The following is an 18,637-nucleotide window of genomic DNA, read 5'->3' as shown; positions in this document are numbered from 1 at the left end:
GTTGCGGGTACTGGTAATCAAGACCTCATCCCTGGGCGATGTGATTCACGCCTTGCCGGCATTGACCGACGCGGCCCGGGCGATTCCGGGGATTCGTTTCGACTGGGTGGTGGAAGAAGGCTTCGCCGAAATCCCCACCTGGCATCCGGCGGTGGACAAGGTGATCCCGGTGGCGATTCGCCGCTGGCGCAAGAACCTCTGGCAGACCTTCAAGAGCGGCGAGTGGCGGCGCTTCAAGAAGCAGATCCAGTCCACCAAATATGACCTGGTGATCGACGCCCAGGGCTTGCTCAAAAGCGCCTGGCTGACCCGCTATGTGCGGGCACCGGTGGCCGGCTTCGACAAGCAGTCGGCCCGCGAGCCAATCGCCGCACGTTTCTATTCCCGTCGCCTGGCGGTTGCCCGTGGCCAGCATGCGGTTGAGCGCTTACGCCAGTTGTTCGCCGTGGCCCTGGGTTATGACCTGCCCAAGGGTCTGGGGGATTACGGCTTGAGCACCGAAAAACTGCTGGGCCTGCCGCCGAAAAAACCATTCGTGCTGCTGCTTCATGGCACCACCTGGGACACCAAGCATTGGCCCGAAGCCTACTGGCGCGACCTGGCCGAGCGCATGGGCAGCCTGGGCGTGGATGTGAAGTTGCCGTGGGGCAATGCCGCCGAAAAAGCCCGTGCCGAGCGCCTGGCCCAAGGCCTGGCCAACGCCGAAGTGTTGCCTAAATTGAATCTGGCCGGTGTGGCGCGCGTCCTGGCTGGCGCCCGGGCCTGTGTCGCCGTGGATACCGGCCTGGGGCATCTGGCGGCTGCACTGGATGTACCGACGATTTCCCTGTTCGGCCCAACCAACCCGGGCCTGACCGGTGCCTATGGCAAGGCGCAGATCCACTTGGGCAGCGATTTCCCCTGCGCGCCGTGCCTGCAAAAGAAATGCACCTACCAACCGACCGCTGAAGACCAGCGTCGGTTTGATCTCAAGCGCGAGTGGCCACTGTGCTTTACTCGCCTGAACCCTGAGCGTGTGGCCAGCCGACTGAGCACGTTGTTATTGGCTGAGGAGCTGCACTGATGCAACTGGCATTTGTTCTGTACAAATATTTCCCCTTTGGTGGCTTGCAGCGCGACTTCATGCGCATCGCCCTGGAGTGCCAGCAGCGCGGCCACCAGATCCGTGTCTATACCCTTATCTGGGAAGGCGACATCCCGCCAGGTTTTGAAGTGCTGGTGGCGCCGGTCAAGGCGTTCTTCAACCACCGCCGCAACGAGAAGCTGACCGCCTGGATGCAGGCTGACCTGGCCAAGCGCCCGGTGGACCGCTTGATCGGCTTCAACAAAATGCCAGGCCTGGATGTGTACTACGCGGCAGACGGCTGTTTTGAAGACAAGGCGCAAAACCTGCGCCACTCGCTGTACCGCAGTTTTGGTCGCTACCGGCACTTTTCCGAGTACGAGCGCGCGGTGTTTGCCAAGGACGCCAAGACTGAAGTCCTGATGATCTCCGAGGTCCAGCAGCCGCTGTTTATCAAGCATTACGACACGCCGCTGGAGCGCTTCCACCTGTTGCCGCCGGGCATTGCCCAGGATCGTCGGGCGCCGCCGAATGCGGCCGAGATTCGTGCCGGGTTTCGCGCCGAATTCAACCTCGCGGACGACGATTTGCTGCTGGTGCAGATCGGTTCGGGCTTCAAGACCAAGGGTGTGGACCGCAGCCTCAAGGCGCTGGCCGCACTGCCTGCGGATCTGAAAAAGCGCACCCGCCTGTTTGTAATTGGCCAGGACGACCCCAAAGTATTCCAATTGCAGAGTGCTACCCTTGGCCTGGGCGACAATGTGCAGTTCCTCAAGGGGCGCAGTGATATCCCGCGTTTTCTGCTGGGCGCCGACCTGTTGATTCACCCGGCGTACAACGAAAATACCGGGACTGTGCTGCTCGAAGCAGCGGTGGCCGGGTTGCCGGTGTTGGTCACGGCAGTGTGCGGGTATGCCCATTACATCAGCGAGGCTGATTGCGGGCGCGTGCTGGACGAGCCGTTCGAACAGGCCCAGCTCAACCACTACCTGGCCGGGATGCTCGGTGATCAGCAGCAACGTGCGGCCTGGAGCCGCAATGGTCTGGCCTTCGCCGAGACGGCCGACCTCTATAGCATGCCGCAGCACGCTGCGGATGTAATTCTGGCGGAGCAACACTGATGAAGTTGATTCTTGCCGAACCGTTCAAAAGCCTTTGGGCCGGACGCGATGCGTTCGCCGAAGTCGAGCTGTTGGACGGCGAGGTTTACCGTGAACTGGAAGCCCGTCGCACCTTGCGTACCGAGGTGGATGGGCGCGGCTACTTTGTGAAAATCCACCGTGGCATCGGCTGGGGTGAAATCTTCAAGAACCTGTTCACCGCCAAATTGCCGGTGCTGGGCGCCGGGCAGGAGTGGCAGGCAATCCAGCGCTTGCACGAAGTTGGCGTACCGACCATGACCGCCGTGGCCTACGGCGAACGCGGCGCCAACCCGGCCGACCAGCATTCCTTTATTGTCACCGAAGAGCTGGCGCCGACCATCAGCCTGGAAGACTTGAGCATGGACTGGCTCAAGCAACCGCCAGAGCCGCGTCTCAAGCGCGCGCTGATTGCCGAAGTAGCGCGCATGACCGGGATGATGCACCGCGCGGGCGTCAACCATCGCGACTGCTACATCTGCCATTTCCTGCTGCACACCGACAAACCGGTGACGGCCGATGACTTCAAGCTCTCGGTGATCGACCTGCACCGTGCCCAGGTGCGGCCGCGCATCAGCCAGCGCTGGCGCAACAAGGACCTGGCGGCCCTGTATTTCTCGATCCTGGATATCGGCCTGACCCGCCGCGACAAGTTGCGCTTCCTCAAAGACTACTTCCAGCAACCCCTGCGCCAGATCCTGGCCGAAGAAGGCGCGTTGCTGCAGTGGCTGGAGCGCAAGGCCAGCAAGCTCTATGACCGCAAAGTCCGGTACGGAGGCGCGCTCTGATGGCGGGTTGGAACCTGGAACCTGCTTACTCGGAGCTTGTGGACGATTTTGGTAGCCTCGACGCAGTGTTTGCCCTGCAAGGCGAGCGGCTGACCCGCGACCCGTTGTCCGAAGTGATTCGTGTAGAGCGCGGCGGGGTCAACTATTACGTCAAGCGCTACACCGGCGCCGGCAAAGGCTTGCGCCGTTACCTGGGCAAGCCACGGGTCAAGTCCGAGTGGCAGAACCTCAAGCGCTTCGCCAAGTGGGGCATTCCCACCGCCGAAGTCGTGGCCTGGGGCCTGGAGCGTAAGGGCCTGGCCTATGACCGTGGGGCGATGATCACCCGCGAGTTGCCCAGGACCGAAGACCTGGCAGCCTTGGCCGAGCGCAAGGATCCGCAACTGTCCGACCCGGTGTGGGTCGACAAGGTCAGCCGCCAGCTCGCCGAATACACCCGGACCCTGCACGACCAGCGGTTTACCCACAACGATTTGAAGTGGCGCAACCTGCTGATCGACGACCAGCAGACCCTGTACCTGATCGACTGCCCCAACGGCGACTTCTGGCGCGGGTTCTGGCTCAAGTACCGGATCACCAAGGACCTGGCGTGCCTGGACAAGGTCGCCAAATACCATCTGTCGGCCACCCAACGCCTGCGTTTCTACATGCAATATTGTCGGCGCAAGCACTTGAGCGTGTCGGACAAGCAACGGATTCGCCATGTGCTGAAGTTTTTCGAGGGACGCGAATGAACGACTTCCTGGCAACTGAAGACCGGGCCTTGCTGGAACGGCATGGCCTGGCTGATTTCGATGCCCTGTGGGCCAGGCAACTGGATGCGGTGGATGAGCCCAACACCAGTCGCGGCGGCTGGAGCAGCGTGTTTCGCCTGGAGCTGGAAGGCCGTGGCTTTTACCTCAAGCGCCAGAGCAACTACCTGACGCGCACCCTGCATCGGCCGTTGGGCGAGCCGACCTTTGCCCGTGAGTTTCGCAACATTAGCCGCTATCGGCAGAAGGCGATCCCGGCCTTGCAGGCGGCCTTTTATGGGGAGCGCAAAGTCGCCGGCGAATACCGCGCCTTGTTGCTGACCCGCGCGCTGGATGGCTGGAATGACCTGGATTCACTGCTGGAACAGTGGCCGACCCTGAGCGACGCCCAGCACCGCGCAATCCTCGTGGCCTGCGGCCAATTGGCGCGCAAGCTTCATGGCGTCGGCCAGGTGCATGGCTGTTTTTACCCCAAGCATATCTTCCTGCAGGCCACCGGCGACGGTTACGCGGCGCAGTTGATCGACCTGGAAAAAACCCGGCCGCTGTTGCTGGGCCGGCGCGATCGGGTCAAGGACCTTGAGCCGCTGCTGCGCCGCGCCGGGGCGTGGTCGCAAGAGCAAGTACGACAGTTTCTGGCGGCCTACCTCGATCAGCCTCTGGATAGCTCGTTGGTCGATAACTGGGCGCAGCTCCTGGCGGGTCGACGCAGTCACAAGGAGGCCCGTTGATGCGCCTGTCTGAACTCAAAAACGCCGGGCGCACCCCTGCGCTGCCCTTGAGTATTGAGTTGGCGGATGCGGCGGGGCCTGGGCAATTGCAACTGCTGAGCCTGCTGCGGGTGTTGCCGGGCCAGCGTTATGTGGGCGCGGCTATCTGGCGCGGCCGGCCGGTGCTGGCCAAGTTGCTGGTGGGTGGCAGCGCGGCCCGGCATTTCCAGCGTGAACTCCAGGGTGTGCGCCTGCTGGCCGAACAAGGCCTGAGCACGCCGCTGTTGCTGGCTGACGGTCTGCAAGACGGTGAGGGCGGCTGGCTGCTGTTCGAATTTCTCGAAGGCGCACAAAGCCTGGCTGAGGCCTGGGCGGCTGTTGAAACCATGCCGCCTCTGGCGGATGAGCAGCAGGCTGTGTTGGCCGAAGCGCTGGGCGCGATTGCACAGATGCACGCCAAGGGACTGTGGCAGGAAGACCTGCACCTGGACAACCTGATGCGCCAGGGCGAAAAACTGTATTTGATCGATGGTGGCGGGATCTGCGTCGAACAGGCGGGGAACCCCCTGTCACGCAACCGGGTACTGGAAAACCTCGGGGTGTTTTTTGCCCAGTTGCCGAGCAACCTTGAGCCGTTTACCGAAGAATTGCTGGTGCATTACCTGTTAAGCAATGGCGAGCACGCCTTGCCCCTTGAAGCCCTGCAAAAGCAGGTGCGCAAAGTCCGGGCCTGGCGCCTGAAAGACTTCCTGGGCAAGGTTGGCCGCGAATGTACCTTGTTCAGTGTCGTGCGCGGGGCCTTTGGGCTGCGGGCGATTCGTCGTGAAGAAGAAGCGACCCTGCTGCCGGTACTGGCGCAGGTCGATGCGTTTATCGACCAGGGCCAAATGTACAAGGCCGGCGCCTCGGCCACGGTGGCCGGGGTGGATGTCGCGGGCCGTCCGCTGGTGATCAAGCGTTACAATATCAAGGGCTTTGCCCACTGGCTCAAGCGCTTCTGGCGACCAAGCCGCGCCTGGCACGCCTGGTGCGAAGGCAACCGCCTGGCGTTCCTGGGAATCGCCACACCCAAGCCGCTGGCACTCCTGGAGCGGCGGTTTTTCTGGCTGCGCAGCCGGGCTTACCTGGTGACGGAACACTTGACCGGGCCGGACCTGATTGAGCATCTGGCGCCGTACGTGGAAAACGGCGAGGTGCCCGAGCCTGAACTGCTGGCCCTGGAGCGCTTGTTTGGCGAACTGATTCGTGAGCGGATCAGTCATGGTGATTTCAAGGGACGCAATCTGTTCTGGCAGGAGGGGCGCTGGGTGATGATTGACCTGGACTCGATGTGCCAGCATGGATCCCTAGGCAGTTTCGCCCCGGCGTTTGCCAAGGATCGCGCGCGGTTTATGCGCAATTGGCCTGAGAGTAGCGCGCTTTACCGGGTAATTGATCAGCGTTTGCCCAAGGGGATCGCGCCTGATTAATGTTTTGACTAAGTTGCACTCTGGAGTTTATTTCTCGGGGTTAATAAGTTGTGCCGGTACTTGGTGGGTTTGTCTGTCTGGATAATTTCATCAAGTGTCCGGTGACTTAATCTTGGGAGTGTGCAAATGACATCAATTACTGGTTCCCCCTCATTTTCTTTTTATAATGATCTTGCTAATAAAAACAAACCAATAGATCCCGTGAACCCTGTTCGGCCAATAGATAACGTGCAGTCGGGTTCTCGTAATCCGCTGGACCCTACTGCTGGCGATGATGCCGAGTATTTCAGTGCTGAAACCCAGGAGTGGCAGCCAACGGCCTCTGATGGTAAGGGAAGCGGTGGATATGCAAATCTCGGTGATCCGTATCGGGAGCCTATAGATTTTGAAATAGTGGCTGGACCGAATGGTGATTGGGTGCAATCAAACGGCAGCAGGTGATTGCTTGAAAGTCGCATGGGGCTTTCGTTTTGTTGTTTGCTATGTAGTTATTTTGCTGATGGTTTGTAGGTAATGTCTGTGATTAACATGGGAGCCGATTGGGCAGCGCAAGTTGCCCATCGGTTTTGTATTGTTCAGAAGCTGTATTGGGCTCCTGCACCGGCATACCAGGATCGGCCTGGCGCGGCCTCGTAATAGCGCTGGTTGCTGTCGCCTACGATCACCGACCCCACGTATTGGCGATCCAGCAAGTTATCCAGGCGCAAAGTCTGATGAAAGGTCCAGTGCTCCACCTTCTGCTCAAACCGTGCACGCCAGTTGAAGACGCTCTAGCCCGGCGCAGCACGCTCCTGGTTGGTGTCCTCGACATAGATCTTGCTGCGGTACATGCCTTCGACAGCGGTGCTGAGCCAATCCCGTGGTTTCCAGTTCAGCTCGGCAAACAGCAGGGTCTGCGGGACGCCGGGCAGGTAGTTGCCTTTGTCGATGGATTTGCCGTTGTTGCTGAAGTCACTGTCGTAGGTGGCTTGCAGGCGGGTGTAGGCGAGGTTGGCGCTCCACTGCTCGCTCAGTTGACTTTCGATGCCCAGTTCAAAGCCGCGGCGCAGGGTGCGGCCGGCGTTTTGGTAACTGGTGCGGCCATCCTTTGAGGCAGTGACTACCAGCTCATCATCGGTTGTGATTTGGAACACCGCAGCATTGACCCGTGTGCTGTTGTTGATTTGTGCCTTTAGACCTACTTCATACTGAGTGCTTTCAGCCGGTTTCAGGCCAAAGTTGAAACCCTCTACATCGCCGGGCGCATAAGCCAGTTCGGCCTGGGTCGGGGTTTCGAATCCCTTGCCGGCGCTGACGTAGCCATGCAGATCAGGGGTGAAGGCGTACATCACGCTCATCGAGGGCGTGTTTTTCTGATAGGTCTTGCTGCCGCTGGCGTCACCATTGCTCAGGAATTGGTCATCGACGTCCAGTTCCATGGTGCTGTGGCGCAGCCCGGCTTGCAGGGTCCAGCGGTCAATGGCCCAGTTGGCCTGGATATATGGGTCGAGGCTGCGGGCGGTGTCGATTTCATTGCGGCGCAATTCGCCTTTCACGCCCAGGGTGTTGCCGTTGTAGTTCTTGTAGCCGTGGCGGCTGTCTTCGCTCTGGTCGAAGTCCAGGCCGGTGATGATCATCAGTTCACCCGGCACGCTGGCGATGGGCTGCATCCAGCGTACGCCGGCGCCGTAGAACTTGCGGTCGAATTGCACCACGCCGCCACCGCGTTCGTTGCTTGGGACGCCCTTGGGAATCGACAAATACTGAATCACACTCCGCCGCCCGGTATAGGCATTCACCTGCAACGTCGCATCGCCAATGTACCGCTCGTAATTCATCCCCAACTGCTGATGGTCAATGCTCTTGCGCGTGTTGTACGTCAACGCGTTGCTGGTGACCGAACGCGGGTCGGCCTTATAGTCAGCCCACTTTTGCCCCAGTGGATCCTGGGTGCCGTTCTGCTCCAGGCTGCTGTAGATCAGGGCCAGCTTGCTGTCGTCATCGGGCTCGACATTAAGCTTGGCGAAGGTCTGGTCGCGACGGGCGCTGCTGTGGTCGCGGTAGCCGTCGGTGTCCATGCGCGAGGCGTCGAGGACAAACCCGGCACCGTCCACCGCGCCTTCGGCGCTGAGGTGGTTCTTGTTCAGGCCGTCGCTGCCGAACAGGGTTTCGGCACCGATGCGTGGCGGGCCCTCGCCGTTGCGCGAGAACATCTGGATCACCCCGCCGGCGTTGCTGCCATACAAGGTGGCGGCTGGACCGCGCAGCACTTCTATGCGCTCGGCAGTGTCAAGGTTGAACGTGGCCGCCTGGCCCTGGCCATCCGGGGTGCTGGCGGGGATGCCATCGGCAATCAGCTTGATCCCGCGCACGCCAAACGCCGAGCGCGCGCCAAAGCCCCGGGACGAAATCTGCAGGTCCTGGGCATAGTTCTGGCGGTTCTGCACCACCAGCCCCGGCACGCGGGCCAGGGCCTCCGAAGCGTTGATGCCCAGTTGGCCATCGCTGATCTGTTCACGGCTGATGCTGTCCACCGAGTAGGGCAGGTCGAAACTGCGACTGACGCTGCGCGAGCCTGTCACCACGCTGGGGTCGAGGATCAGCGGGGCATCTTCTGCCTGGGCGGGTTGCTGCAGGCCCAGCAGGCCGGGGAGCAACATCGCAAAACAGGTGGGGACAACGACTTTCATGAGCGAACCAACTTCCATGACGCGCAGCGCGGGCGCGGAAAAAAGGGCGCGAGTTTAACGATTCTGTGAGGCTTTTCCGAAGAATATTCCCGCACAATTTCGGCATATTCGTCTTACGCAGTCTTGGGTTAGGCTGCCCGCCTCATGCCAAAGGAGGGTTGCCCGTGAATCCTACAAACATTCTGCTGCTTGCCGCCATTGTCCTTTCGACCACGGCCTGTGGCACCATCGATACGGTGTTTCGCGAAGACGCGGTGGCCAGCCAGAAACTCAAGGACCTGCGCAGCCATTGCGAGAGCGTGCCCCGTATCTACAGCGGCGTGGTGTACGACTTCTGCTCCCTGAATGGCGAACCCAACAGCAAGAAAAGCCTGGACGACCAGCAGATCGGCCCGCTGCCGTGGATTGCCGTTGATTTCGCCCTGTCAGGCGTTCTCGATACTTTGGTACTGCCCTACACCGTCTACCGGCAGAGTCGTGATGGCAGTATCGAGATTTTCCGATAACGCCTCTTGTTTCTCCCTGCCATTTGCAGCTAGAGGCGTTTTGCCTCTTTTAAGCTATAATCCCGCCCTTTAGCTTTTCTCGCCGAGGCGAGGGGCACACATTTTTCAGGCGCAAGCGCCTGCTTGCAGACTAAAAGAGGCTAGACCCCAGTGGCATTGACGATTCTTGGCCTGTCCGGCGCCCTTAGCCATGATCCTTCCGCAGCCCTGTATATCGACGGCAAGCTGATCGCGGCTGCCGAAGAAGAGCGCTTCGTACGCGATAAACATGCAAAGAACCGCATGCCCTACGAATCGGCGAAATTCTGCCTGGAACAGGCCGGTATCAAGCCTTCCGACGTTGATGTGGTAGCGATCCCGTTCGCCCCGATCAGCTTGTTCGGCGAGGCTCGCTGGCACTATGCCAAGCGGTACTGGTACGCCCCGGACCGCGCCCTTGACGCGATCCTGATGGGTAATCGCCGCTACAAGCGCTATCGCAACAAGATTGTCTGGTGCCTGGAGCAACTGGGCTTCGATCCGAAGAAGATCAAGATCGAGCCGGTTGAACACCACCTGGCCCACGCTTCCAGCGCCTATCACTGCTCGGGTTTCCAGGAGAAGACCGCGATCCTCGGGATCGACGGCAAGGGTGAGTACGCCACCACCTTCTTCGGCTACGGCGAGAACGGCAAGATCCACAAGATCAAGGAGTTCTACGATCCGGACTCCCTCGGCGGCCTGTACGGCGCGATCACCGAGTTCCTCGGTTTCGAGATGCTTGATGGCGAGTTCAAGGTCATGGGCATGGCGCCGTATGGCGATGCCAGCAAGTACGACTTCTCGCGCCTGGCCTCCTTTGAAAACGGCGAGTTGGTGATCAATACCGACTACGCCAACGTCATCGGCCTGCGCCGCTATAAAGAGAAGGGCAAGGGGTTCTACTTCTCGCCAAAACTGATCGAATGGCTGGGTCCCAAGCGCGAAGGCGACATCGCCGACGAGCCGTACATCCACTACGCGGCGAGCATGCAGGCCCTGTTCGAGAAGCTGGCCTTGCAGATGATCGACCATTACCTGGGCGATATCCTCAAGGAAACCGGCAAGCTGGCCTTCGCCGGCGGCTGTGCGCTGAACGTCAAGTTGAACCAGAAGATCATTGCCCGCGACGACGTCAAGGAGCTGTTCGTGCAGCCGGCGTCCGGCGATGCCGGCACCGCCGTGGGCGCGGCGGCCTATGTGTCCCATGCCCGTGGTGTACCGGTAGAGAAGATGGAGCACGTCTATCTCGGCCCGTCCTACAGCAACGAAGAAGTGATTGCCGCGTGCGCCAAGCACCCGAGCAAGCCGAAGTGGCGCCAGATCGACGACATGCCAAAGCGCATCGCCCAGATCATGGTCGACGGCAACCCGGTGGCCTGGTTCCAGGGCCGCATGGAGTTCGGTCCGCGTGCCTTGGGCGGTCGTTCGATCATCGGTTGCCCGAGCGCCGTGGGCGTGGCTGACCGGATCAACCACCAGATCAAGTTCCGCGAGCGCTGGAGGCCTTTCTGCCCGTCGATGCTCGACACCGTGGCCCCGCAGATGATCAAGGTCGATCACCCGGCCCCGTTCATGACCTTCACCTTTGAAGTGGCGGAGGAATGGAAAGCCCGCGTGCCGGAAGTGGTCCATGAAGATGGCACCTCCCGCGCCCAGGTGCTCAAGCGCGAATACAACCCGCGCTACTACGACATGATGAAAGAGCTGGAAGTGCTGACCGGTAACGGCGTGTCCCTGAACACCTCGCTCAATCGCCGTGGCGAAGCGATGATCTGCTCGCCGACCGACGCACTGAACATGTTCTTCGGCTCTGACCTGCAGTACCTGATCATGGAAGACATCCTGGTCGTCAAAGACGGTGTGGAAGGGCAAGTCATTGACTGAAGCACTGATTGGCGTCGTCATCCCCGCCTACAACTATGCGCGCACCCTGGGGCGCGCGGTTGAATCGGTGCTGGCACAACTCGACGAAGCCGATGCACAGTTGTTGGTGATTGATGACGGCTCTACCGATGAGACGCCGCAGGTGCTGGAGGCTTTGTTGGCCAAGCACCCGGGACGTTTCCGGGCCTTGCGCAAGCCCAATGGCGGCTTGGCCTCGGTGCGCAATCGCGGGATTGAAGAGTCTGCTGGCCAGTACCTGATGTTCCTGGACGCCGATGATGAAATGGCACCCGGTGCGCTGGCCCTGGTCGCGCAGCATATTGCCGCTCACCCGGACAGTCGCTTGATCATCGGTGGCCACTGGTCGGTGTTCGAGGATGGCAAGCGCCGCCTGCATGCCGTCAAGCCGCTGCCTGCCACGCCTTATCTGCGAGTGCGCGGGTATTTGCTGGACAAGACCATCGCGATCTCCAATGGCGCCTGCGCCATGCATCGAGACATCTTCTCGGTGGGCAACTACCCGGAGCGCATGCGTAACGCCGAGGATATCCCGGTGTTTGCCCAGGCCCTGGCGCGCGTATCCTGTACGGTCATCGATCAGCCACTGGCGTTGATCTACAAGCATGCCGACAGCTTGCGGCATGACATCAATCACAGTGTGGCAGCGGGCGTGAGCCTGGTTGACGAGGTCTTCTCGCCAGTGCGAATGCCCAAGGCGTTGCAAGGCCTGCGCAGTGCGTTTCTCGCGCAGCGCTGCCTGTCTCTGTTTCGCAATTGCCTGAGCGCTGGTGAATACACGCTGGCCCGGCAGTTTTACTGCCAGGCGGTGCGTACCGACTGGCGCGCGCTGACACGTTGGTCGTACACCCGCAAGGCGCTTCAGCTGTTGTTCAAGTAAGAGTTTTATAGCCTGTTAGGCTACGCCGTGAATCACCAATACAGCGCCTGAGTTGATTGCAACGACCGGGCGCTTGGTTTTTGGCGGCGTGATGGTTTTCTGAAATGGATGTTTTCCAAATCTTGTGCACGCGATGTGACGCCAGGTTTTAAGGGGGGGGTGTGGTTGGTATAGGTAGCAAGGTGTGGGCTCGGGCTTTGAATGTGGTCGTCGAACATCCCGTTCGAGTGGCATTTTTTGGGAGCCTGCTGCTCTCCCTGATCGCCGTGCTGGGCGCGGCGACTGTCGGGCGTGATGCTGCTTTCTACCTGACCATTGCCCAGGATGTTCAAGTCCACGGCCCGAAAGTCGCCTTTGCCGTCTTCAACTGGCCCTGGTTCTCCCTGCTCCTGGCGGGTACCCATTCGGTTTCAGGCCTGCCCATAGAACTGAGCGCTTACTTGTGGTGCTCGCTGTTTGCCGCGGGCACCTGTGCGCTGCTGGTTGACTGCGTGCGCCAGCGCTCGGTACAGGTGGCGCCATGGGCTTGCCTGGTGGTGCTGGCGATGCCAGCATTCAATATGTTTCGTGGCGAGATCCTGCGTGAGTTCGGCTTCTGGTTCTTCTGCATCCTGACGCTCTGGCTGGCCATGCGTTGGCAGGCCCGAGGCGGGTGGCTGCGGGCAATAACCATCCATCTGGCGATTGTCGCGGCGGCAGCTTTCCGGCTGGAAGCGTTGTTGCTGTTGCCTGCGTTGGGTTTGTGGCAGTTGCCTGGCCTGTGGGTGCGCGAGCGGCGCCTGGCGCTCTTGCAGTTTGTCGCGCTGCCGCTGCTTGCGGTTGTGGCGGGGATGGTGCTGATCTCGGTGACGGGCGGCTTTACATCGGCCCGTGTTGCCTACTATTTGGACCTGATCAACCCAAGCAGTGTGCTGGCGTCATTCGATTTGCTGCGCGAGCAGTTTGCCAACTCGCTGATCAACAAGTACTCCCAGGATGAAACGGGGCGCATCATCTTTTTTGGCATTCTGGCGGCCATGGCCATCAGCTTTGTGAATATTTGCGGACCCTTTGCCGTGCCGTTTTTACGGGGTAGCAATTGGCAGGCAATAAAGCGCTATTGGCATGAATATCGGCCTTTTGCCTGGGCGGCAGTGATGTACCTGCTGGTGTTGCTGCTGTTCTTTATCCAGCAGCAGTTCATGAATGTGCGCTACATGAGCTTCTTGAACCTGCTGTTTGTGCCGGCGTTGGCGATAGCGCTGCAGATGTTTGCCCGGCAGTTCCCGCGCCTCGGTAAGGTCTTGGTGGCGGTGTGCCTGCTGGTGATGCTATCCAACGTGGTGTCCACCGGGCCGGGCAAGGTCCAGTACGTCGACGCTGGGCGTTGGATGGCGGCGAATGTCGAGCCGGACGTCCCGGCCTATTTCGATGACGGCCGGATCGGCTATTACGCCGGGCGTGGTTATCTGCTCAAGCAATTGACCCGGGAAGCGGCCATGTCGCCGGCCCATGCAGATAAATTCCGCTACTTCCTGATCGAGGCCCGCGGTAACGAACCCTGGCTCACCAACTGGCTGGCCGAGCGCAACCTGCGCATTGTCGAGCGCTTCGCCAATCGCCGAGGCGCCACGGTACTGGTCATCACCCAGTAAAGTCAGCCCAGTAATTGCTGCAGGCGCTCAATCAACGGCGCCTGCTGGCTACCTGCCGGCAAGCCTTGGCGATAGCCATCGAAGAAGGCTTGCCCGGCATCATCCCCCAGCAGCCATTGCCGATCCTCGGGATAGCGCCGCAGATGGCTGAAGTTGCGCAGCCGCTTGCTCTGGCTCAGCGGGACGCTCTGGCAGCTCAGGTCGGCAATGTCGATCAGCCCCAGGGTGTTTTCCGGTGTCAGGACCACGTTGCCAAAGTGCAGCGAGCGAAAGTACACGCCTTTCTCATGCAATTGCGCGATGAAACAGCCGAGGCGCCCACGCAGGGCGTCGGCGTCTTGCTTGGCGAGTTTCAGTTGGCGGATGGTTTCCCCGGCCAGCGGGCTGTAGTACACCGCATCCCGCGCAATGCTGGGGATGCGATACACCGCAATGATGCGCGGGCAGGGTATGTCCCGTTGCTGTAGCGCGCGGGTGTTGTTGGCGAAGCGTTGTGCATAGGGGTAGAACAGCGCCGAACTGAGCAGACGCTTGCGCCGGAACAGTTTGAGTATGCAACCATCGGTCAACCGGAGCACCTTGTCGCCAGAACCATCGGCTTCCAGCACCTGCGCGCCGGCGCGCAATGCCTCGTAGGTGTTGTGATCGATTACTTGCATGCCTGACTCCCATCAATAGCCGGTTATCTTAACCGACTTGGTGCAAGGCTGGCCCCTGCTCGTGTTTTTTGGGGCGAAGAGGCCTGTGATATGATCCGCGCCTTACTGATTTGCGCGGATTCCCATGAGCAGTCCTGAACCGAAAACCCAGTCGACGCTGGCGATTTACTTTCGCCTCCTGACTTACGTACGGCCTTATGTGGGTCTGTTCATCCTGAGTATCGTCGGGTTCCTGATCTTCGCATCGACCCAGCCGATGCTCGCTTACATCCTCAAGTATTTCGTCGATGGCCTGGCGAACCCCGAGGCCAGCCTGTTCCCCGGCAACCCTTATCTTGGCAAGTTGCAGTTGCTGGAAACCGTGCCGCTGATGATCGTGCTGATCGCCGCGTGGCAGGGCGTGGGTTCTTTCCTCGGCAACTTCTTCCTGGCCCGGGTTTCCCTGGGGCTGGTCCACGACTTGCGCGTGGTGCTGTTCAACAAGCTGTTGGAGTTGCCCAACCGCTTCTTTGACAAGAACAACTCCGGCCACCTGATTTCCCGCATTACCTTCAACGTCACCATGGTCACCGGGGCTGCCACCGATGCGATCAAGGTGGTTATCCGTGAAGGCATGACCGTGATTTTCCTGTTTTGCACCCTGGTGTGGATGAACTGGAAGCTGACCCTGGTGATGCTGGCGATCCTGCCGGTGATCGGCATGATGGTGAACAGCACCAGCCGTAAATTCCGCAAGCAAAGCAAGAAGATCCAGGTGTCCATGGGCGACGTGACCCATGTGGCCTCCGAGACGATCCACGGTTACCGCGTGGTCCGCAGCTTTGGCGGCGAGCAGTATGAAAAGGTGCGCTTCGAACAGGCGAGCCTGAGCAATACCGAGAAACAACTGGCGATGACCAAGACCGGCGCGGTGTACACGCCGATGCTGCAGTTGGTGACCTACAGCGCGATGGCCGTGGTCATGTTCCTGGTCCTGTATTTGCGTGGCGATGCCTCGCCGGGTGACTTGGTGGCCTATATCACCATGGCCGGCTTGTTGCCCAAGCCGATTCGCCAGCTTTCCGAAGTCAGCTCCACCATCCAGAAGGGCGTGGCGGGTGCCGAGAGTATTTTCGAGCAATTGGATGAGCCGGTAGAAGTCGACCAGGGCGTGATTGAGCATGAACGTCTGGCTGGGCGCATTGAAGTGCGCAACCTCAGCTTCCAATACCCGGAAAGCGACAAGAAGGTGCTCAACGACATCAGCTTTATCGTCGAGCCTGGGCAAATGGTCGCGTTGGTGGGGCGTTCGGGCAGCGGCAAGTCGACCCTGGCGGGCTTGATCCCACGCTTCTATCAGCATGAGCAGGGGCAGATTCTGCTTGATGGCGTGCGCGTGCAGGATTTCACCCTGCGCAACCTGCGCCGGCAAATTGCCCTGGTGACCCAGCAGGTCACCTTGTTCAACGACACCGTGACCAACAACATCGCCTATGGTGACCTGGCCGGCGCGCCAACCGACGCCGTGCACCATGCCGCTCGCGAAGCGTATGCCGATGAGTTCATCGTGAAGATGCCCCAGGGCTACGAAACTATGGTGGGTGAGAACGGCGTGCTGCTGTCCGGCGGCCAGCGCCAGCGCATCGCAATTGCCCGGGCCTTGCTCAAGGATGCACCGCTGCTGATTCTCGATGAGGCGACCTCGGCCCTGGATACCGAGTCCGAGCGCCACATCCAGGCCGCCCTGGACCATGTGGTGAAGAACCGCACGACCCTGGTGATTGCCCATCGCTTGAGCACCATCGAGAAAGCCGACCTGATCCTGGTGATGGACGATGGCCAGATTGTCGAGCGCGGCACTCATGTCGAGTTGCTGGCGAAGAATGGCTACTACGCCCGCCTGCACGCCAAGGAGTTTGAAGAAGGCGACCCGGTGGCGCCCTCCCACGTGACGGATGCCTATTGAGGCGTCATTGGCGCCGGGCTGGAATCGACCGCCAGGATTGAAGCGGTCGATGCTTTTCCCTGTGCTAATATCGCGCCCCTGTTCATTTTGTATGTGGGTTGCTCCATGAAGTTGTCCATGCCGCGATTCGATCAAGCCCCTGTCTTGGTGGTCGGCGATGTCATGCTCGACCGTTACTGGCATGGCGGTACCTCACGGATTTCCCCTGAGGCACCGGTACCGGTAGTCAAGGTCGAGCAAATCGAAGACCGTCCAGGCGGCGCTGCCAACGTCGCCCTTAACATCGCCGCACTCGGCGCCCCGGCCTCCCTGGTCGGCGTGACCGGTGACGACGAAGCCGCCGACAGCCTGACCAACAGCCTGCGCGGCGCTGGTGTGCGTGCCCTGTTCCAGCGCATCGCCCATCAGCCGACCATCGTCAAGCTGCGGGTCATGAGCCGTCACCAGCAATTGCTGCGTATCGATTTTGAAGAACCTTTTGCCACCGACGCCCTGGCCCTCAGTGAGCAGGTCGACGAGTTGCTCGAAGGCATCAAGGTGCTGGTGCTGTCGGACTACGGCAAAGGCGCACTGAAAAACCACCAGATGCTGATCCAGGCCGCCAAGGCCCGTGGCATCCCGGTGCTGGCCGATCCCAAGGGCAAGGACTTCTCGGTTTACCGGGGCGCCAGCCTGATCACGCCGAACCTCAGCGAATTTGAAACCATCGTCGGCGGCTGCGCCGATGAGCACGAACTGGTGAGCAAAGGCGCAAGCCTGATGGCCGAGCTGGACCTCGGCGCCTTGCTGGTAACCCGTGGCGAACACGGCATGACCCTGCTGCGCCCCGGTCACCCGGCCATGCACTTGCCGGCGCGTGCGCGGGAAGTGTTCGACGTCACTGGTGCCGGCGACACGGTGATCTCCACCCTGGCGGCGGCGATCGCGGCGGGGGAGGAGTTGCCCCATGCGGTAGCCCTGGCCAACCTGGCGGCGAGCATCGTGGTTGGCAAGCTGGGTACGGCGTCGATCAGCGCCCCGGAACTGCGTCGTGCGATCCAGCGCGAGGAAGGCTCGGAGCGTGGTGTGTTGAGCCTGGACCAATTGCTGCTGGCGATTGACGATGCCCGTGCCCATAACGAAAGCATCGTTTTCACCAACGGTTGTTTCGACATTCTGCACGCCGGGCATGTGACCTACCTGGAGCAGGCTCGCGCCCAGGGTGATCGCCTGATCGTGGCGATCAACGACGATGCTTCGGTCAGCCGCCTGAAAGGGCCGGGCCGGCCGATCAACAGTGTCGACCGGCGCATGGCGGTGCTGGCTGGGTTGGGCGCGGTGGACTGGGTTATCAGCTTCTCCGAGGGCACCCCGGAAAATCTCCTGGCCCAGGTCAAGCCTGATGTGTTGGTCAAGGGCGGTGATTACTCGGTCGACCAGGTGGTCGGCGCCGATATCGTCAACGCCTATGGTGGCAAGGTCAAAGTCCTCGGGTTGGTGGAAAACAGCTCGACCACCGCGATTGTCGAAAAAATCCGCCAAACCAACGATGCCGCTCAATAGGTTTTACCGTTATGTCTGATGCTCTCGTACTGATTACCGGCGGTGCCGGCTTTATCGGTTCCAATCTGGTTGATGCACTGCTTGCCAAGGGCTATGCGGTGCGGGTGCTGGATAACCTGTCCACTGGCAAGCGCAGTAACCTGCCACTGGACAACCCGCGCCTGCAATTGCTCGAAGGCGACGTGGCCGATGCTGCACTGGTGGCCCGAGCGGCTGTAGGGGCGACGGCAGTGGTGCACCTGGCGGCAGTCGCTTCGGTGCAGGCGTCGGTGGATGACCCTGTCAGTACGCACCAGAGCAACTTTGTCGGTAGCCTGAATGTCTGCGAGGCCATGCGCCAGGCCGGGGTCAAGCGCGTGGTGTTTGCCTCCAGTGCTGCGGTGTATGGCAACAACGGCGAGGGCGACTCCATCGATGAGCAAACCGCCAAGGCGCCGTTGACGCCTTATGCTTCGGACAAGCTTGCGAGCGAGCACTACTTCGATTTCTACCGTCGCCAGCATGGCCTGGAGCCGGTGATTTTCCGCTTCTTCAATATTTTTGGCCCGCGCCAGGATCCTTCATCGCCGTATTCCGGGGTGATCAGCATCTTCAGCGAGCGTGCGCAAAAAGGCCTGCCGATTGCGGTGTTTGGCGACGGGGAGCAAACCCGGGACTTCATGTACGTCGGGGATCTGGTGGCGGTGTTGGTGCAAGCGGTGGAAATGGCCGAGGCGCCCCTGGGTGCGATCAATGTCGGCTGGAACCGCACCACCACGCTCAAGCAGTTGCTGCAGGCGCTGTCGGAAATCATCGGTTCGTTGCCGGCTGTCAGCTACACAGAACCGCGTTCGGGGGACATCCGGCACTCAAGGGCCAATAACCAGCGCTGGGCAGCGAGTTTCACATTGCCTGAGCCGACGCCGCTGAAGGTTGGGCTGGAAAAACTGCTCAACCAGTAAGTACCACTTGCCACAGG

At 60.5% G+C, this 18,637-nt stretch carries 15 protein-coding genes and 1 pseudogene; 14 read left to right on the top strand and 2 right to left on the bottom strand.

What is annotated here, in order from left to right; translation table 11 throughout:
• Nucleotide 1 precedes the first annotated feature (1 nt).
• The 7 genes from waaC to H097_RS28250 all read left to right on the top strand — a co-directional run bounded on the left by waaC (nucleotide 2) and on the right by H097_RS28250 (nucleotide 6,362).
• Nucleotides 2-1,063 (top strand): lipopolysaccharide heptosyltransferase I, encoded by a 1,062-nt coding sequence (gene waaC / locus H097_RS20660; RefSeq protein WP_032862116.1) that lies wholly within the window; start codon nucleotides 2-4, stop codon nucleotides 1,061-1,063.
• The gene (locus H097_RS20655) at nucleotides 1,063-2,184 is read left to right on the top strand and encodes a glycosyltransferase family 4 protein (protein ID WP_032862115.1); all 1,122 of its coding nucleotides are present in this window, start codon (nucleotides 1,063-1,065) and stop codon (nucleotides 2,182-2,184) included. Before waaC ends, H097_RS20655 begins: the two co-directional genes overlap by 1 nt.
• Nucleotides 2,184-2,990 carry a lipopolysaccharide core heptose(I) kinase RfaP gene (rfaP, locus tag H097_RS20650; RefSeq protein ID WP_032862113.1) on the top strand — a complete coding sequence of 269 codons (807 nt, stop codon included), beginning with the start codon at nucleotides 2,184-2,186 and terminating at the stop codon, nucleotides 2,988-2,990. The genes H097_RS20655 and rfaP overlap by 1 nt, the downstream gene beginning before the upstream one ends.
• Complete coding sequence (locus H097_RS20645; protein ID WP_032862111.1) at nucleotides 2,990-3,724, top strand: lipopolysaccharide kinase InaA family protein; 735 nt, start codon at nucleotides 2,990-2,992, stop codon at nucleotides 3,722-3,724. Before rfaP ends, H097_RS20645 begins: the two co-directional genes overlap by 1 nt.
• Entirely contained in the window at nucleotides 3,721-4,473 is a 753-nt protein-coding gene (locus H097_RS20640) for a lipopolysaccharide kinase InaA family protein (protein ID WP_032862110.1), read from the top strand. The genes H097_RS20645 and H097_RS20640 overlap by 4 nt, the downstream gene beginning before the upstream one ends.
• On the top strand, nucleotides 4,473-5,921 hold the full coding sequence (locus tag H097_RS20635; protein ID WP_032862108.1) for a lipopolysaccharide kinase InaA family protein: 1,449 nt from the start codon (nucleotides 4,473-4,475) through the stop codon (nucleotides 5,919-5,921). Before H097_RS20640 ends, H097_RS20635 begins: the two co-directional genes overlap by 1 nt.
• A 126-nt stretch (nucleotides 5,922-6,047) precedes the next feature.
• Nucleotides 6,048-6,362 carry a hypothetical protein gene (locus H097_RS28250; RefSeq protein ID WP_139115664.1) on the top strand — a complete coding sequence of 105 codons (315 nt, stop codon included), beginning with the start codon at nucleotides 6,048-6,050 and terminating at the stop codon, nucleotides 6,360-6,362.
• A 134-nt stretch (nucleotides 6,363-6,496) separates the two neighbouring features.
• Here H097_RS28250 and H097_RS20630 read toward each other — a convergent pair.
• Nucleotides 6,497-8,590, bottom strand: a pseudogene (locus tag H097_RS20630) (TonB-dependent receptor).
• A 164-nt stretch (nucleotides 8,591-8,754) separates the two neighbouring features.
• On the opposite strand from H097_RS20630, the gene H097_RS20625 reads away from it, so the two are divergent.
• The 4 genes from H097_RS20625 (at nucleotide 8,755) to H097_RS20610 (ending at nucleotide 13,533) form a co-directional block, all read left to right on the top strand.
• Nucleotides 8,755-9,096 (top strand): YceK/YidQ family lipoprotein, encoded by a 342-nt coding sequence (locus H097_RS20625; RefSeq protein ID WP_032862107.1) that lies wholly within the window; start codon nucleotides 8,755-8,757, stop codon nucleotides 9,094-9,096.
• A gap of 150 nt (nucleotides 9,097-9,246) precedes the next feature.
• Nucleotides 9,247-11,001 carry a carbamoyltransferase gene (locus tag H097_RS20620; RefSeq protein ID WP_032862106.1) on the top strand — a complete coding sequence of 585 codons (1,755 nt, stop codon included), beginning with the start codon at nucleotides 9,247-9,249 and terminating at the stop codon, nucleotides 10,999-11,001.
• Nucleotides 10,994-11,899 carry a glycosyltransferase family A protein gene (locus H097_RS20615; protein WP_032862105.1) on the top strand — a complete coding sequence of 302 codons (906 nt, stop codon included), beginning with the start codon at nucleotides 10,994-10,996 and terminating at the stop codon, nucleotides 11,897-11,899. The genes H097_RS20620 and H097_RS20615 overlap by 8 nt, the downstream gene beginning before the upstream one ends.
• A gap of 227 nt (nucleotides 11,900-12,126) precedes the next feature.
• Complete coding sequence (locus H097_RS20610) at nucleotides 12,127-13,533, top strand: hypothetical protein (protein WP_241495439.1); 1,407 nt, start codon at nucleotides 12,127-12,129, stop codon at nucleotides 13,531-13,533.
• A 2-nt stretch (nucleotides 13,534-13,535) separates the two neighbouring features.
• On the opposite strand, the gene H097_RS20605 is transcribed toward H097_RS20610, so the two are convergent.
• Complete coding sequence (locus H097_RS20605) at nucleotides 13,536-14,192, bottom strand: phosphotransferase (RefSeq protein ID WP_032862103.1); 657 nt, start codon at nucleotides 14,190-14,192, stop codon at nucleotides 13,536-13,538.
• Between the two features lie 124 nt (nucleotides 14,193-14,316).
• Between H097_RS20605 and msbA the strand changes: the two genes are divergently transcribed.
• The 3 genes from msbA to H097_RS20590 all read left to right on the top strand — a co-directional run bounded on the left by msbA (nucleotide 14,317) and on the right by H097_RS20590 (nucleotide 18,620).
• Nucleotides 14,317-16,137 carry a lipid A export permease/ATP-binding protein MsbA gene (gene msbA, locus H097_RS20600; protein ID WP_032862102.1) on the top strand — a complete coding sequence of 607 codons (1,821 nt, stop codon included), beginning with the start codon at nucleotides 14,317-14,319 and terminating at the stop codon, nucleotides 16,135-16,137.
• Nucleotides 16,138-16,242: 105 nt separating this feature from the next.
• Nucleotides 16,243-17,679, top strand: a complete 1,437-nt coding sequence (gene hldE, locus H097_RS20595; protein ID WP_032862101.1) for a bifunctional D-glycero-beta-D-manno-heptose-7-phosphate kinase/D-glycero-beta-D-manno-heptose 1-phosphate adenylyltransferase HldE — start codon at nucleotides 16,243-16,245, stop codon at nucleotides 17,677-17,679.
• Between the two features lie 11 nt (nucleotides 17,680-17,690).
• Nucleotides 17,691-18,620 (top strand): NAD-dependent epimerase/dehydratase family protein, encoded by a 930-nt coding sequence (locus tag H097_RS20590; protein WP_032862098.1) that lies wholly within the window; start codon nucleotides 17,691-17,693, stop codon nucleotides 18,618-18,620.
• Nucleotides 18,621-18,637 lie beyond the last annotated feature (17 nt).

The organism is Pseudomonas sp. FH4 (assembly GCF_000510915.2).
Lineage (GTDB): Bacteria > Pseudomonadota > Gammaproteobacteria > Pseudomonadales > Pseudomonadaceae > Aquipseudomonas > Aquipseudomonas brenneri.
Note: the sequence above shows the minus strand (reverse complement) of the source record. Positions and strands in the feature narration are given on the sequence as shown.